Below are 14,404 nucleotides of genomic sequence, written 5' to 3' on the forward strand. Positions count from 1 at the left end.
CAAGACGCCGCGATGATGCCGACTGTTCGCCTGTAATTGGGCAAAGTATCGGCTAATGACATTTCATTTGTACAGTGCCCGGCATTGCAATGGGAAGACCGACTAAATCTGCCCGCGTGTCCCTCGCGCAATAGGTGTCCGCGCCCGATCCGGGATCTTTCCCGAAGCTTTTCGTGACCGCCCCCTCCCGATGCCGAATCGTGACTGGGCTCACGTAGTTTCCTCCAAGGCTACGCGCGTAGAAATTTTGTACGGGTAGTCTGAAGGAACCTGCTCAGCACCACACACCGGGAGTGCCAGTGGCACGCGTCGTAGTCGACGTCATGCTCAAGCCGGAGATCCTCGACCCCCAGGGCCAGGCGGTGCAGCGCGCACTGCCGCGACTGGGTTTCGAAGGGATCTCGGACGTCCGTCAGGGAAAGCGATTCGAACTGGAAGTGGACGGGCCGGTCGACGACGCCGCCCTCGCCCGCATCCATGATCTTGCGGAATCCTTCCTCGCCAACACCGTGATCGAGGACTTCACCGTCAAGGTCGAGTCCGAAGACGTGGTCGCGGGGGCCGCGAAGTGACCGCTCGTATTGGCGTCGTCACTTTCCCCGGCAGCCTCGACGACCGGGACACGCAGCGCGCGATCCGCGTCGCCGGCGCCGAGCCCGTCGCTCTCTGGCACAAGGACAAGGACCTCAAGCAGGTCGACGCCGTGGTGCTGTGCGGCGGATTCTCGTACGGCGATTATCTGCGCGCCGGCGCCATCGCGCGCTTCTCGCCGGTGATGGACACCGTCATCGAGCAGGCGAAGGCCGGCCTGCCGGTGCTGGGCATCTGCAACGGCTTCCAGATCCTCACCGAGGCGCACCTGCTGCCCGGCGGCATGCTGGGCAACGACCACCTGCACTTCATCTGCCGCGACCAGAAGCTGCGGGTGGAGAACGCGGGCACCGCCTGGACCAGCGACTACACCGCCGGCCAGGAGATCCACATCCCGCTGAAGAACATGGACGGCCGCTACGTCGCCGACCGGCGCACGCTGGACGAGCTGGAGGCGGAGGGCCGCGTCGCCTTCCGCTACCTGGACGTGAACCCCAACGGCTCGCTCAACGACATCGCCGGCATCACCAACGCCGCCGGGAACGTCGTCGGCCTCATGCCGCACCCCGAGCACGCCGTCGAGTCGCTGATCGGTACGGGCCGTACCGACGGCCTGCCGTTCTTCACCTCGATCCTCAAGAAGCTGGTCAACGCATGAGCCGGACGCCTCTGGACACGGTCGAGCACGCGACCGCGACCCCCGACGTCGAGCTGCCCTGGGCCGAGCTGGGCCTGAAGAAGGACGAGTACGAGAGGGTCGTGGAGATCCTCGGCCGCCGCCCCACCGGGGCGGAGCTGGCCATGTACTCCGTCATGTGGTCCGAGCACTGCTCGTACAAGAGCAGCAAGGTGCACCTGCGCCAGTTCGGCGAGAAGGCCCCGGAGTCCGACGCGATGCTCGTCGGCATCGGCGAGAACGCCGGTGTCGTCGACGTCGGCCAGGGCTACGCGGTCACCTTCAAGGTCGAGTCGCACAACCACCCCTCCTACGTGGAGCCCTACCAGGGCGCGGCCACGGGCGTCGGCGGCATCGTCCGCGACATCATCGCGATGGGCGCGCGGCCGGTCGCCGTCGTGGACCCCCTGCGCTTCGGCGCCGCCGACCACCCCGACACCAAGCGCGTCCTCCCGGGCGTCGTCGCCGGCATCGGCGGCTACGGCAACTGCCTGGGCCTGCCCAACATCGGCGGCGAGGTCGTCTTCGACGCCTGCTACCAGGGCAACCCGCTGGTCAACGCCGGTGCCATCGGCGTCATGCGGCACGAGGACATCCACCTCGCGAAGGCGTCCGGCGCGGGCAACAAGGTCATCCTGTACGGCGCCCGCACCGGCGGCGACGGCATCGGCGGCGCGTCGATCCTGGCGAGCGAGACCTTCGACGACGCCAAGCCCTCCAAGCGCCCCGCCGTCCAGGTCGGCGACCCCTTCCAGGAGAAGCTCCTCATCGAGTGCACCCTGGAGGCGTTCGCCGAGAAGCTGGTCGTCGGCATCCAGGACCTGGGAGCGGCGGGCCTGTCCTGCGCGACCAGCGAACTGGCGTCGAACGGCTCGGGCGGCATGCGCGTCACCCTGGACGACGTTCCGCTGCGCGACTCGACCCTCTCGCCCGAGGAAATCCTCATGAGCGAGTCGCAGGAGCGCATGTGCGCGGTCGTGGAGCCGGAGAAGGTCGACCGCTTCCTGGAGATCTGCGAGAAGTGGGACGTCATCGCCACGGTGATCGGTGAGGTCACCGACGGCGACCGCCTCGAGATCTTCTGGCACGGCGGCAAGATCGTCGACGTCGATCCGCGCACCGTCGCCCACGACGGCCCGGTCTACGAGCGTCCCTACGCCCGCCCCGACTGGCAGGACGCCCTCCAGGCCGACGACGCGAACAAGCTGCCCCGGCCGGGAACGTCCGACGACCTGAAGGCCCAGGTCCTCAAGCTGGTCGGCTCGCCCAACCAGGCGTCCAAGCAGTGGATCACCCAGCAGTACGACCACTTCGTGCAGGGCAACACCGTCCTGGCGCAGCCCGAGGACTCGGGCATGATCCGCGTGGACGAGGAGTCCGGCCTCGGCGTCGCCATCGCCACCGACGGCAACGGCCGCTACGCCAAGCTCGACCCGTACACGGGCGCGCAGCTGGCGCTGGCGGAGGCCTACCGCAACGTGGCGACGACGGGCGCGAAGCCGCTCGCCGTCTCCGACTGCCTGAACTTCGGCTCGCCGGAGGACCCGGCGGTCATGTGGCAGTTCGCGGAGGCCGTGCGCGGCCTGGCCGACGGCTGCCAGCAGCTCGGCACCCCGGTGACCGGCGGCAACGTCTCGCTCTACAACCAGACCGGCGAGGCCGCCATCCACCCCACCCCGGTGGTCGCGGTCCTCGGCGTCATCGACGACGTGGCCCGCCGCACGCCGGTCGCCTTCCAGGAGGACGGCCAGCTGCTGTACCTGCTGGGCGACACCCGTGAGGAGTTCGGCGGCTCGGCCTGGTCCCAGGTGATCCACGACCACCTCGGCGGCCTGCCCCCGAAGGTCGACCTGGAGCGCGAGCGCCTGCTGGGCGAGATCCTGATCTCCGCCTCCCGCGACGGCATGATCGACTCCGCGCACGACCTGTCCGACGGCGGTCTGGTCCAGGCGGTCGTCGAGTCGGCGCTGCTGGGCGGCAAGGGCGCGCGTCTGGTCGTACCGGACGGGCTCGACGCCTTCACCTTCCTCTTCTCGGAGTCGGCGGGCCGTGCGGTCGTCGCCGTCCCGCGCTCGGAGGAGGTCCGCTTCAACGACATGTGCGGCGCCCGCGGCCTGCCGGTCACCCGCATCGGCGTGGTCGACGGCGACGCGGTCGAGGTCCAGGGCGAGTTCACCCTCCCCCTGACCGACCTGCGCGAGGCCCACGAGGAGACGATCCCGGGGCTGCTGGCGTAGTGGTCGCAGCTCCCTGAACGTCTGAGGTCCCGTCCGGTTGGCTCCGGGCGGGACCTCGTCGTTTCAACGCACGTAGTTCTTGAGGATCTCCGTGTCGAGTTCGATGCCGACGGGGTCGGGGAGCACCAACGTCTCGCCGAACTTCGTGACGCGGGCGTCCCGGTAGCCGCCGACCTGCCGGTCCGGTCCGCTGTGCACCGTGACTGTGCAGCTGTCCCGGTCGATCAGCAGGTACAGCGGGATCCCCGCCTGCCCGTACGCGGCCGGCTTCTCGTGCCGTTTCCGTCGGTCGGTGTCCGGGTCGTAGGAGGTGACCTCGACGACCATGAGAGCGCCGTCCGGGTCGGCCCATGCCCCGTGTCCAGCGAAGTGGGCCTCCGGTGTGAGTACGGCGTCGGGGCGCGCCCTGCTGTGCCCGCCCGCGTCGACCCGGAGGCCCTGGCTACCGCACAGATCCAGATCGGGACGAGCCCGCATACAGCGTTTGGTCAACCAGGACATGACGGTGCCGTGATCCCCGTGCCTCGCCTTTTTGACCCCGAAGCGTCCGTGGATGAACTCGAGGGTGACCGTCTCGGGGGCTCCGGAGGCGAGCGTTTCGAAGTCTTCCACCGACATCTGAGGCTTGTGTTCGGCCATTCCGCCATGGTGCTCGGCTACCGGCGCCGCGCGAGCGACTTGCTCGAACGTGGACATGTACGGATGACTCGACCTCCAGGGTTGCGTGAATTTACGTACTTACGTAATTTGAAGAGGTGGAGCAACTGGAACAACGCGTGGCCGACCTCGAGCGGCGCCTCGCCGCCCTGGAGGCCGCCGACCGGCCCGCCCCCGGCGGTCCAGGGGAGGGCGACTTCTGGGCCTTGGAAGGCCTGAAGGAACAACTCACCGAGCTGGGGGCGGAGGCCGGAGGTGTCCTCTTCACCGGCTCGGTACGCCTGCCGACCGGGGAGCACTACGCCTGGCAGCACGGCGCGCTCACCGAAGGACTGCTGGACGCCGACTGGGCCGAGTCCGCCGAGGTGTTCGCCGCGCTCGGGCACCCCGTGCGGCTGCGGCTGCTGCGGGAGGTCATCGGCGGTCGGCGCACCGCGGCCGAGCTGGCCGAGCTGGACGGGATGGGCACGACCGGGCAGATCTACCACCACCTGCGCCAGCTCACCGGCGCCGGCTGGCTGCACACCACCGGCCGGGGCCGCCACGAGGTGCCCCCGGGGCGGGTCGTCCCGCTGTTGGTGGCGCTGTCGACCGCGCGGAACTGAAAGGGACCGTCAGGTCCCACACCGGCAAGGGGGAACGAACGATGTCCGCACGCAAGCTCGCCATGATCACCTTCCGGCTGCTGCAACTCGCCTTCCTGGCCCTGGTGGCCCTCGGCGTCCTCTTCGACCCGGGGATTCCGTGGTGGTGCGTCTTCCTGCCGCTGGTCCTCGCCTACGTCCTGATCACCGTGGTCAACCGGTGGAACGGCGGCGCCCCCGACGCGCCCGGCAGGTCCCGCGAGCCCGTCGAGGTCGCCCCGCCCGTCACCGGCCGCTGGTCCGCGCTGAACAGCCCGGCCGACCGCACCCCGAGCCACGGCCTCCACGCCTACGGGCAGACCTTCGCCATCGACCTCGTCGCCGAACCGGAGCCCGGCGCCCGCCCCGGCTTCCGCGCCCTGTGGCCGGTCGCCCGGCGCCCACGCGACTTCCCGGCGTTCGGCGCCCCGCTCCTCGCGGTGGCCGACGGCACGGTCGTACGGGCCGACGACGGCCAGCGAGACCACCTGAGCCGCACGTCGCTGCCCGCGTTGCTGTACCTGATGGTCGTCGAGGGCTCGGTGCGGGAGATGACCGGCGTCCGCCGCATCGTCGGCAACCACCTGATCCTCGACCTCGGCGACGGCACCCACGCCCTGTACGCCCACATCCAGCGCGGTTCCTTCACCGTCCGCGAGGGCGACCGCGTCCGCGCCGGCCAGGTCCTCGCCCGGTGCGGCAACACCGGCAACTCCACCGAGCCGCACGTCCACTTCCAGCTGATGGACGGGCCCGACCCGGACACCGCGCGGGGCGTCCCCTTCACCTGGCACGGCATCGGCGTCCCGCGCAACGGTGAGGTGTTCGACGTGGTGGCAGCGGCGCCTGCCTCCCCCGGCTCTCCCGACTAGGCACCTGTTAGCTTCGTCCGTGATCGCGGCGCCCACGGGAGCCGCCGGGGGAACGGGGGAGCGGTGCGGATACCGGACGGGGTGCGCAAGACGGTCAACGTCGTGCTGTGCCTGGCCGCAGTGGTGGCCATCGGCTGGAGCGGCCGGGAGATCTGGATGGTGTGGAACAACCACCGGCAGATCGACGCGGCCTGCGGGGGACTCGTCCCGGCGGGCCGGGTGCTGGACCTCTCCGAAGCGGGCGGCACCATCACACACCGCGTCCTCGACGAGGACAGCTTCGACCCGGACACCGGGATCCCGCACGACTGCGAGCTCTACAGCACGGAGGCGGGTGAACGGGCCGGTACCAGCACCGGCATCCGCTGGTTCTTCACCGGCCAGATGGGCGTCCTGCCGGACGGCCAACCCCTGATCGCGGACGCACCGATGAAGGGCCCGCTCGGCATCCGCAGCCGGACCACCTACCCACCGCAGCCCCTGGGCGGCGACATCGCCGGCCGCGTCACCGACTCCTCGGTCACCGTGCAGCTGCCGTGCGAGGAAGGAACGGCGGAGGACGAATCCGTGCGGGCCCTGTGGGCGCGGGCCGAGCTCATGCCACGGCGTGGCGGCCAGGTGAGCGGCCACGACCGCGCCGTCCTCGCCGAGACGGCCGTGGAAACCGCCAACAACCTCGCCGACCGGCTCGGCTGCGCCGAGCGCCTGCCGGACGCCCCCGACGAGGTGCCCGCCCTGACCGCGGGGCCCGTCCCGGCGGAGCGGGCGGAGGGAACCTGCGCCTGGTACGGGAAGACGGGCCTCGCCGACCGGTCGCCGTACCCGGACGAGGTCGTCGAGAGCCGTACGGACGGCTTGGCGTGGCACGAGAGCTGCGGCCTCGTGCTGGACTTCGGCCGCGCCGACAGGGTGTATGCGGAGGAGGCCGACTCGCACGACTGGCTCAACAGCCCGGACACACCGGGCGAGTGGTTCGTCTCCCTCCACACCTACGCCGGCCCGGTCGCCGAGAACATCGGCCTCACCAGCACCGACGACGGCGAGATCTCGGAACCGGCGGTCCCCGGGAAGGCGGGCCGCAGCGCCACGGACCCGGTCTGGTGGGCCTCCTCCGTCTGCGACGGCCGCCCCCAGGTCCACACCATGACCGTCGGCCGCCCCAGCTACGCCAGGCTGGTGGCCTCCCGGATGGAGGACCTCTTCCGCGCCTACGTCGACGACGTCACCATCCGCCGCCACTGCACGGACGTCGTCCTCCCCGGCCACTCCACGTTCCGCGCCGACTGGGGCACCCCCTAGGGAACGCACTGGCTAGGCTCACCGCCATGCCGCCCGCCAGAAAGCGCCCCCGCGCCTACGACCCCGTCCGCACCCGCACCGCCGTCCTCGCCCAGTTCGGCACCGTACGGGCGGCCGTCCGCGCCCTCACGCCCGAGCAGCTGGCGCTGCCCACGCGGCTCGGGGACTGGACCGTGCGGGAGCTGGTCGCGCACGTCGGGACGGCGTTCACCGCGGTGGACCGGCTGCTGGGCGAGCCCGAACCCGCGCGGCAGGACGGGCGGCTGCTCGACTGGCCGTTCGCCATCGCCGCCGACGCGGACGCCATCGCCGGGACGGCCCGCCGGCTCGCCGCCGAGCACCCCGACCTCGACGCCCACCTCGCCGAGGTCGAGCGGCGCTTCACCGAGCGGCTCGACACCCACCCCGGGAGCAGGCTGCTGGCCACCAGCGCGGGCGCCCTGCCGCTGGCCGACTACGTCGTCACCCGCACCGTCGAGTTGGTCGTGCACACCGACGACCTGAACGCCGCCGTCCCCGGCCTCGACGTGCCGTACGACCGGCAGGCGCTGGCCGCCGCGACCCGGCTGCTGGCGGACGCGCTCGCCGTGAAGGCGCCCGGCGGTTCGACGGAGGTGCGGATTCCGCCGTACGCCGTCGTGCAGTGCGTGGAGGGGCCCAGGCACACGCGCGGCACCCCGCCCAACGTCGTCGAGACCGACCCGCTGACCTGGGTCCGGCTGGCCACCGGACGACTGGCCTGGAAGGACGCCCTGGACGGGGCGAAGGTGAGCGCGAGCGGGGAGCGGGCCGACCTCGACGCCCTGCTGCCGCTGCTGCGCTGAGGGAGAAGCCGAGCCGAGGAACCGAGCCGAGCGGAGAGCGGACGGAACCGGATCTTCCCCGTCCCCGTCGAATCGGCATGTACAGGCAGAAGAGGAAGTACGAGTCCAGGAAGAAGCAGCAGCGCAGCATGACCTTGACCGTGGCGGCCGTCGCCGCGCTTGTTCCGCTCGCCGCGGCCTGCGGCAGTGAGCAGGCCGACGACGCCGGCAGCGACCGTGTGGGCGCGGGCGGACAGCGCGTCACCGGCGTCCGGTGGAGCATCGACAGCGTCACCGTCGACGGCACCACCCACCGGGCGCCGGACACGGCACACGTACGCATCGACGACGGCGGCCGGGCCGCGGGCAGCACCGGCTGCAACAGCTTCAGCGCCCGCGCCGACGTCCAGGACGAGGGCGACGGCGACGGAGACGGCCGGCGTGTCCGGCTCAGCGACGCCATGTTCACCGAGAAGGCCTGCGCCAAGACCCCCGCCGGCTTCGAGAAGTCCCTCGGCCGCGCCCTCACCACCGGCCCGCTCACCACGAAGGGCGAGGGGGAACGCCTCACCCTCACCACCGCCGACGGCGACACCGTGCGGCTCAGCAGGTCCGAGGACGTGTCCCTGCACGGGACGGAGTGGGTCGTGGACACCCCGGGGCAGAAGGGCGAGAAGGGCCGCGCCGTCCTCACCTTCGACCAGGACGCCGAGACCGTCTCCGGACGGCTCCCCTGCAATCGCGTCAACGCGGCGGCCACCGTCAGCGACGGACGTATCACCCTCGGCGCCCCGTCCACCACCCGAATGATGTGCGAAGGCTCACTCATGGACGCCGAGAAGCGGCTCCTTGGCCTTTTCGACAGCAAGGTCACCTATCGGATCGATCAGCAAACCCTCACGCTGACCAGCGAAGACGGCGTCACGGTCCGGGCCGCCGCCGCACAGTGATCCATGCGTGAGCCCTCGTACCCAATTCGGACCAGTGGTCGACCTCGCCTACACTCGGAGGCGTGCCACGTGGTGACGGTCGACTCAATCACGATCTGCTTCCCGGCGAGAAGGGCCCCCAGGACGCTTGCGGCGTCTTCGGTGTCTGGGCTCCGGGCGAAGAGGTCGCAAAGCTCACGTACTTCGGGCTGTACGCCCTCCAGCATCGGGGCCAGGAATCCGCGGGAATCGCGGTCAGCAACGGCTCCCAGATCCTCGTCTTCAAGGACATGGGCCTGGTGTCCCAGGTCTTCGACGAGACCTCGCTCGGTTCGCTCCAGGGTCACATCGCGGTCGGTCACGCCCGCTACTCGACCACCGGTGCCTCCGTGTGGGAGAACGCCCAGCCGACGTTCCGTGCCACCGCGCAGGGTTCCCTCGCGCTCGGGCACAACGGCAACCTGGTCAACACCGCCCAGCTCGCCGAGCTGGTCGCCGGCCTGCCCAAGCAGGACGGCCGCTCCACCCGCGTCGCGGCGACCAACGACACCGACCTGATCACGGCCCTGCTCGCGGGTCAGGTCGACGAGGACGGCAAGCCGCTGACCGTCGAGGAGGCGGCCGGCCAGGTGCTGCCCCAGGTGCGCGGCGCCTTCTCCCTCGTCTTCATGGACGAGCACACCCTCTACGCGGCTCGCGACCCGCAGGGCATCCGCCCGCTGGTCCTCGGCCGTCTCGAGCGCGGCTGGGTGGTCGCGTCCGAGTCCGCCGCCCTCGACATCTGCGGTGCCAGCTTCGTCCGGGAGATCGAGCCGGGCGAGTTCGTCGCCATCGACGAGAACGGCCTGCGAACGTCGCGATTCGCGGAAGCGAAGCCCAAGGGCTGTGTCTTCGAGTACGTCTACCTGGCCCGCCCGGACACCGACATCGCCGGCCGGAACGTCTACCTCTCGCGCGTCGAGATGGGCCGCAGGCTGGCGAAGGAGGCCCCCGCCGAGGCCGACCTCGTCATAGCGACCCCGGAATCCGGCACCCCCGCCGCGATCGGGTACGCCGAGGCCTCCGGCATCCCCTTCGGCAACGGTCTGGTGAAGAACGCCTACGTCGGCCGGACCTTCATCCAGCCCTCGCAGACCATCCGACAGCTGGGCATCCGCCTCAAGCTGAACCCCTTGAAGGAAGTCATCAAGGGCAAGCGGCTGGTCGTCGTCGACGACTCCATCGTCCGCGGCAACACGCAGCGGGCCCTGGTCCGCATGCTCCGCGAGGCCGGCGCCGCCGAGATCCACATCCGGATCTCGTCCCCGCCCGTGAAGTGGCCCTGCTTCTTCGGCATCGACTTCGCCACCCGCGCCGAGCTCATCGCCAACGGCATGAGCGTCGAGGAGATCGGCACCTCGATGGGAGCCGACTCCCTGGCGTACATCTCCATCGACGGCATGATCGAGGCGACCACCATCGCCAAGCCGAACCTGTGCCGCGCCTGCTTCGACGGCGAGTACCCGATGGAGCTCCCCGACCCCGAGCTGCTCGGCAAGCAGCTCCTGGAGACCGAGCTGGCCGCCGGGCCCGCCGGTACGGCCGCCGCCGACGCCATCCGTCGCCCGTAGCCGTCCGTATCCCCGGCTTCCGCCGGCTTCCCATGGTCCCCGGCCTCCCCGCCGAACGACACGAAGGTTCTCATCGTCATGCCTGACACAACTGGTGCCAGCTACGCAGCCGCCGGCGTCGACATCGAGGCGGGCGACCGCGCCGTCGAGCTCATGAAGGAATGGGTCAAGAAGACGCGGCGCCCCGAGGTCCTCGGCGGCCTCGGCGGCTTCGCCGGCCTCTTCGACGCCTCCGCCCTCAAGAACTACGAGCGCCCGCTGCTCGCCTCCGCCACCGACGGCGTCGGCACCAAGGTCGACATCGCCCGCCGGCTCGGCGTGTACGACAGCATCGGCCACGACCTGGTCGCGATGGTCATGGACGACATCGTGGTGTGCGGGGCCGAGCCGCTCTTCATGACCGACTACATCTGCGTCGGCAAGGTCCACCCCGAGCGGGTCGCCGCCATCGTCAAGGGCATCGCCGAAGGCTGCGTGCTGGCCGGGTGCGCCCTGGTGGGCGGCGAGACGGCCGAACACCCCGGCCTGCTGGGCGAGGACGACTTCGACGTCGCCGGCGCCGGTACGGGCGTCGTGGAGGCCGACCGGCTGCTCGGCCCGGATCGCATCCGTACGGGTGACGCGGTGATCGCCATGGCGTCCTCCGGGCTTCACTCGAACGGGTACTCGCTGGTCCGCCACGTCCTGCTGAACGAGGGCGGCCTGGCGCTCGACGCCCACCTGGACGGTCTCGGCCGCACCCTCGGCGAGGAGCTGCTCGAGCCGACCAAGATCTACTCCCTGGACTGCCTGGCCCTCATGCGCACCGCCGAGGTCCACGCCTTCAGCCACGTCACCGGCGGCGGGCTCGCGGCCAACCTGGCCCGGGTGATCCCCGACGGTCTGCACGCCGTGGTCGACCGGTCCACCTGGGCCCCGGGCGCGATCTTCGACCTCGTCGGCCGGACCGGCGACGTCGAGCGCCTGGAGCTGGAGAAGACCCTCAACATGGGCGTGGGCATGATCGCGATCGTGCCCGAGGAGTCGGCGGACGTGGCCCTGACGACCCTCGCCGACCGCGGCGTGGACGCCTGGGTGGCCGGCGAGATCACCGACCGCGGCGAGCACACGACGGGCGCCGAGCTCGTCGGCGACTACGCCGCCTGAGGCACCGCGGGTGCGGCGGATGACGTGGGTAGCACAGAACCCGGTCGGTGACAGAAGTCACCGACCGGGAAGGTGTTCAGTGCAAGGTCAAGCGCCGCGTCGCTGTTGGGACGGGGACTGGCCGTCCTCGTCCTCGTCGTCGTCCTCATAGAGGTCGGCGTACTTCGCGTACACGTCATCGTCCTGCTCATCGTCCTCGAAATGCTCGCCATTCGGCGGTTGTGCATTCGACGGCGATGCGCCCAGCTCCTCGGCCAGGCGGGAGAGATCAGTCCCACCGCTGTTGTACTTCAGCTGGCGGGCGACCTTCGTCTGCTTGGCCTTGGCCCGGCCGCGCCCCATGGCTCGACCCCCTCAACGACGGGGCTCGACGGCCCCAGAGTCTTGACACGCGTTCATGGTCCGGAACGGGCTCTCCGCAGAGAGACCGGTCCGTAGGGCTTCCACGGTACCTGAGCCCACGCCCATACGGTACGTCGCCCGCAGCACGTGGCCCTGCCCAGGACCGTCGAGGCGCCCCGTCCTCGCTGGTCAACCGCGATTTTAACCACCTTTCGGCGGTCGACCCGCCGGGATAAGTGAGAGTTCTCTCCAACTGCCCCCCGACGGGTACCCGTCAAACCTGCGAGGGCCCTGCCGGGCCACCGCCGTACGACGGCCGGCTCACCCCCGGATCACCGCCGGGTGCGTGCCTCCGCCATCCGCTGCTCGGCGATCCGGTCGGCCGCGGCGGCCGGCGGAATGCCGTCCTCCTTCGCACGTGCGAATATGGCCAGCGTGGTGTCGTAGATCTTCGAGGCCTTCGCCTTGCACCGGTCGAAGTCGAACCCGTGCAGCTCGTCGGCGACCTGGATGACACCGCCGGCGTTCACCACGTAGTCCGGGGCGTAGAGGATCCCGCGGTCGGCGAGGTCCTTCTCGACACCCGGGTGGGCGAGCTGGTTGTTGGCCGCGCCGCACACCACCTTGGCGGTCAGCACCGGCACGGTCTCGTCGTTCAGCGCGCCGCCGAGCGCGCAGGGCGCGTAGATGTCCAGGTTCTCCACCCGGATCAGCGCGTCGGTGTCGGCGACGGCGACCACCGACGGGTGCCGCTCGGTGAGGGCCCGCACGACGTCCTTGCGCACGTCGGTGACGACCACGTGCGCGCCCTCGGCGAGCAGGTGCTCGACCAGGTGGTGGCCGACCTTGCCGACGCCCGCGATGCCGACGGTGCGGTCGCGCAGCGTCGGGTCGCCCCACAGGTGCTGGGCGGCGGCCCGCATGCCCTGGTAGACGCCGTAGGAGGTGAGCACGGAGGAGTCGCCCGCGCCGCCGTTCTCGGGGGAGCGCCCGGTGGTCCAGCGGCACTCGCGGGCCACGACGTCCATGTCGGCGACGTAGGTGCCGACGTCGCACGCGGTGACGTAACGGCCGCCGAGCGAGGCGACGAACCGGCCGTAGGCGAGGAGCAGTTCCTCGCTCTTGATCTGCTCCGGGTCGCCGATGATCACGGCCTTGCCGCCGCCGTGGTCGAGACCGGCCATGGCGTTCTTGTACGACATCCCGCGGGCGAGGTTCAGCGCGTCGGCGACGGCCTCCGCCTCGTTCGCGTACGGGTAGAAGCGGGTACCGCCGAGCGCGGGGCCCAGGTCGGTGGAGTGGAGGGCGATGACGGCCTTGAGACCGCTGGCACGGTCCTGGCAGAGCACGACTTGCTCATGACCCCCCTGGTCCGAGTGGAACAGGGTGTGCAGTACATCAGCAGGTGCGCCGTTTACGTCGGTCACGGTGGTGACTCCTGTGTAGGTGCGGCGATCGGTGGCAGGCCCCGTGAAGGTGGCGGGGACTGTGGCACGAGATTAGAGCCTGGCGGTGCCGGCCCGCCGCACAGTGCTCAGGATCACCTCCGCACGGAGTACGGGCGTGCGACGATTTGCAGAGATTCTCGCGCGTTTGTGATCCGTTTCCACGGCTTTCCGCAGGTTTTCGCGTCGGTGCGCGGGGGAGGGAGCAGGCGTGCCCAAGGTGTCCTCGGTGATCGTGCCGTACGCGGCGTATCTGCGCGTGTACGAGCCGCTGGCGGCCTTCCCCGATGAGGAACGCGCCCACTGGACCCGCTACGCCCGCCGCCCCGACCGGCCCTCCTACCAGGACGAGCTGCGCCGCTCCCTGGCCGACCTGCTGCCCACCCCGCCCGTGGCGGTGCCGGTGCACGAGAGCGCCGACGCCTTCGTGACCGAGGTGGACGGCGTGGTCTGCGTCTGCCCCTGGCGGACCCGGCTGCGCGGCTGGCAGGCGCTGGGCGAGCTGGCCGAGGACTTCCCGGAGCCGGTCCTGGACGCCCTGATCCCCCCGGTCGTACGCCGGCAGAGCGCGCAGGACTACGAGCGCTGGCTGGAGCGCAACCCGGACGCCCGGCCCTGGATCCGCACGGCAACCTGGCAGGTGCCGATCAACTGGTTCGTGCTGGTCTCCGACGCGGAGCGGGAGTACGACGAGGGCGGCGGCGCGGAGGGTGCCGCCGCACCGGTGCTGCGCTACCGCACGCCGATGGTGCAGGCCCGCCGGCGGGTGGCCCGGGGGCTGCGGGCCCTGCGGGAGGCAGTGGACGAGGGACCGCTCATCGACGGACTGGTGGACGTGGGGCGCTGGCTGGAGGAGTTCCACCCGCGTTCCCTGGTCGAGCTGGACTACGGCGGGCTGGTGCACGCCCTGCCGGCGGGCGAGTTGGCGGCGGACCACTCCGCGGCGGACGTGGCCGAGGGGATCGAGGCGCTGCGGCACGGGGACGGGGACGCGGCGGGGGCCGCGTACGGGCGGCTGGTGGCGCGCTGGCGGGCGGTCCGGGACCGGCGGTCGGCGAACTGACGGGTCGGGCCTCCGCGAACTGACGTTTGACGTACCGCCCGATGTGGGGTTTCGTCTTCCGCTCCGACACCCGTTCGATGTGGACTGATCCCTTGCCGACAAAGGACGTAG

The 14,404-nt window shown here is 70.8% G+C and carries 14 protein-coding genes; 11 read left to right on the forward strand and 3 right to left on the reverse strand.

Annotated features, from left to right (window positions below; translation table 11 throughout):
- Nucleotides 1–299 precede the first annotated feature (299 nt).
- From purS to purL, 3 genes are read left to right on the forward strand one after another with little or no spacing between them, the layout of a single operon-like run.
- A complete protein-coding gene (purS, locus tag OHA99_RS19655; RefSeq protein ID WP_003974895.1) occupies nucleotides 300–572 on the forward strand; it encodes a phosphoribosylformylglycinamidine synthase subunit PurS in 273 nt (90 codons plus the stop codon).
- Nucleotides 569–1,249, forward strand: a complete 681-nt coding sequence (gene purQ, locus OHA99_RS19660) for a phosphoribosylformylglycinamidine synthase subunit PurQ (protein WP_007451317.1) — start codon at nucleotides 569–571, stop codon at nucleotides 1,247–1,249. The genes purS and purQ overlap by 4 nt, the downstream gene beginning before the upstream one ends.
- Complete coding sequence (gene purL / locus OHA99_RS19665) at nucleotides 1,246–3,504, forward strand: phosphoribosylformylglycinamidine synthase subunit PurL (RefSeq protein WP_405696971.1); 2,259 nt, start codon at nucleotides 1,246–1,248, stop codon at nucleotides 3,502–3,504. Before purQ ends, purL begins: the two co-directional genes overlap by 4 nt.
- Before the next feature lie 63 nt (nucleotides 3,505–3,567).
- Here the strand turns inward: purL and OHA99_RS19670 are convergent, their stop codons facing one another.
- Entirely contained in the window at nucleotides 3,568–4,143 is a 576-nt protein-coding gene (locus OHA99_RS19670) for a Uma2 family endonuclease (protein WP_405696973.1), read from the reverse strand.
- A gap of 137 nt (nucleotides 4,144–4,280) precedes the next feature.
- Between OHA99_RS19670 and OHA99_RS19675 the strand changes: the two genes are divergently transcribed.
- The 7 genes from OHA99_RS19675 (at nucleotide 4,281) to purM (ending at nucleotide 11,443) form a co-directional block, all read left to right on the forward strand.
- Nucleotides 4,281–4,766 carry a helix-turn-helix transcriptional regulator gene (locus tag OHA99_RS19675; RefSeq protein WP_153179065.1) on the forward strand — a complete coding sequence of 162 codons (486 nt, stop codon included), beginning with the start codon at nucleotides 4,281–4,283 and terminating at the stop codon, nucleotides 4,764–4,766.
- 41 nt (nucleotides 4,767–4,807) lie between these two features.
- A complete protein-coding gene (locus OHA99_RS19680; RefSeq protein WP_405696975.1) occupies nucleotides 4,808–5,656 on the forward strand; it encodes a M23 family metallopeptidase in 849 nt (282 codons plus the stop codon).
- A gap of 63 nt (nucleotides 5,657–5,719) precedes the next feature.
- Nucleotides 5,720–6,955, forward strand: coding sequence for a hypothetical protein (locus OHA99_RS19685; protein ID WP_366472941.1), 1,236 nt, complete (start codon nucleotides 5,720–5,722; stop codon nucleotides 6,953–6,955).
- 26 nt (nucleotides 6,956–6,981) lie between these two features.
- The gene (locus tag OHA99_RS19690; RefSeq protein ID WP_405696977.1) at nucleotides 6,982–7,779 is read left to right on the forward strand and encodes a sterol carrier family protein; all 798 of its coding nucleotides are present in this window, start codon (nucleotides 6,982–6,984) and stop codon (nucleotides 7,777–7,779) included.
- Nucleotides 7,780–7,856: 77 nt separating this feature from the next.
- Nucleotides 7,857–8,708, forward strand: a complete 852-nt coding sequence (locus OHA99_RS19695) for an META domain-containing protein (protein ID WP_405696980.1) — start codon at nucleotides 7,857–7,859, stop codon at nucleotides 8,706–8,708.
- 62 nt (nucleotides 8,709–8,770) lie between these two features.
- Nucleotides 8,771–10,297: an amidophosphoribosyltransferase gene (gene purF, locus OHA99_RS19700; RefSeq protein ID WP_153179070.1), complete on the forward strand. Its 1,527-nt coding sequence runs from the start codon at nucleotides 8,771–8,773 to the stop codon at nucleotides 10,295–10,297.
- Between the two features lie 78 nt (nucleotides 10,298–10,375).
- Nucleotides 10,376–11,443, forward strand: a complete 1,068-nt coding sequence (gene purM, locus OHA99_RS19705) for a phosphoribosylformylglycinamidine cyclo-ligase (RefSeq protein WP_366472942.1) — start codon at nucleotides 10,376–10,378, stop codon at nucleotides 11,441–11,443.
- Between the two features lie 87 nt (nucleotides 11,444–11,530).
- On the opposite strand, the gene OHA99_RS19710 is transcribed toward purM, so the two are convergent.
- Both OHA99_RS19710 and OHA99_RS19715 read right to left on the reverse strand, forming a co-directional pair.
- Nucleotides 11,531–11,785 carry a DUF3073 domain-containing protein gene (locus OHA99_RS19710; RefSeq protein ID WP_153179072.1) on the reverse strand — a complete coding sequence of 85 codons (255 nt, stop codon included), beginning with the start codon at nucleotides 11,783–11,785 and terminating at the stop codon, nucleotides 11,531–11,533.
- 332 nt (nucleotides 11,786–12,117) lie between these two features.
- A complete protein-coding gene (locus OHA99_RS19715) occupies nucleotides 12,118–13,212 on the reverse strand; it encodes a Glu/Leu/Phe/Val dehydrogenase (RefSeq protein ID WP_165685507.1) in 1,095 nt (364 codons plus the stop codon).
- Between the two features lie 229 nt (nucleotides 13,213–13,441).
- Between OHA99_RS19715 and OHA99_RS19720 the strand changes: the two genes are divergently transcribed.
- The gene (locus OHA99_RS19720; protein WP_164384136.1) at nucleotides 13,442–14,293 is read left to right on the forward strand and encodes a hypothetical protein; all 852 of its coding nucleotides are present in this window, start codon (nucleotides 13,442–13,444) and stop codon (nucleotides 14,291–14,293) included.
- The last annotated feature ends 111 nt before the right edge of the window (nucleotides 14,294–14,404 follow it).

Origin of the sequence: Streptomyces coelicoflavus (assembly GCF_045041415.1) — a bacterium.
In the GTDB taxonomy this organism is placed as follows: Bacteria; Actinomycetota; Actinomycetes; order Streptomycetales; family Streptomycetaceae; genus Streptomyces; species Streptomyces coelicoflavus.

Bases quoted from the DNA above. Each gene is read 5' to 3' on its own strand.
- OHA99_RS19695 (WP_405696980.1), top strand. From the start codon at position 7,857: ATGTACAGGCAGAAGAGGAAGTACGAGTCCAGGAAGAAGCAGCAGCGC.
- OHA99_RS19690 (WP_405696977.1), top strand. From the start codon at position 6,982: ATGCCGCCCGCCAGAAAGCGCCCCCGCGCCTACGACCCCGTCCGCACC.
- purM (WP_366472942.1), top strand. From the start codon at position 10,376: ATGCCTGACACAACTGGTGCCAGCTACGCAGCCGCCGGCGTCGACATC.
- purL (WP_405696971.1), top strand. From the start codon at position 1,246: ATGAGCCGGACGCCTCTGGACACGGTCGAGCACGCGACCGCGACCCCC.
- OHA99_RS19680 (WP_405696975.1), top strand. From the start codon at position 4,808: ATGTCCGCACGCAAGCTCGCCATGATCACCTTCCGGCTGCTGCAACTC.
- OHA99_RS19670 (WP_405696973.1), bottom strand. From the start codon at position 4,143: ATGGCCGAACACAAGCCTCAGATGTCGGTGGAAGACTTCGAAACGCTC.
- OHA99_RS19710 (WP_153179072.1), bottom strand. From the start codon at position 11,785: ATGGGGCGCGGCCGGGCCAAGGCCAAGCAGACGAAGGTCGCCCGCCAG.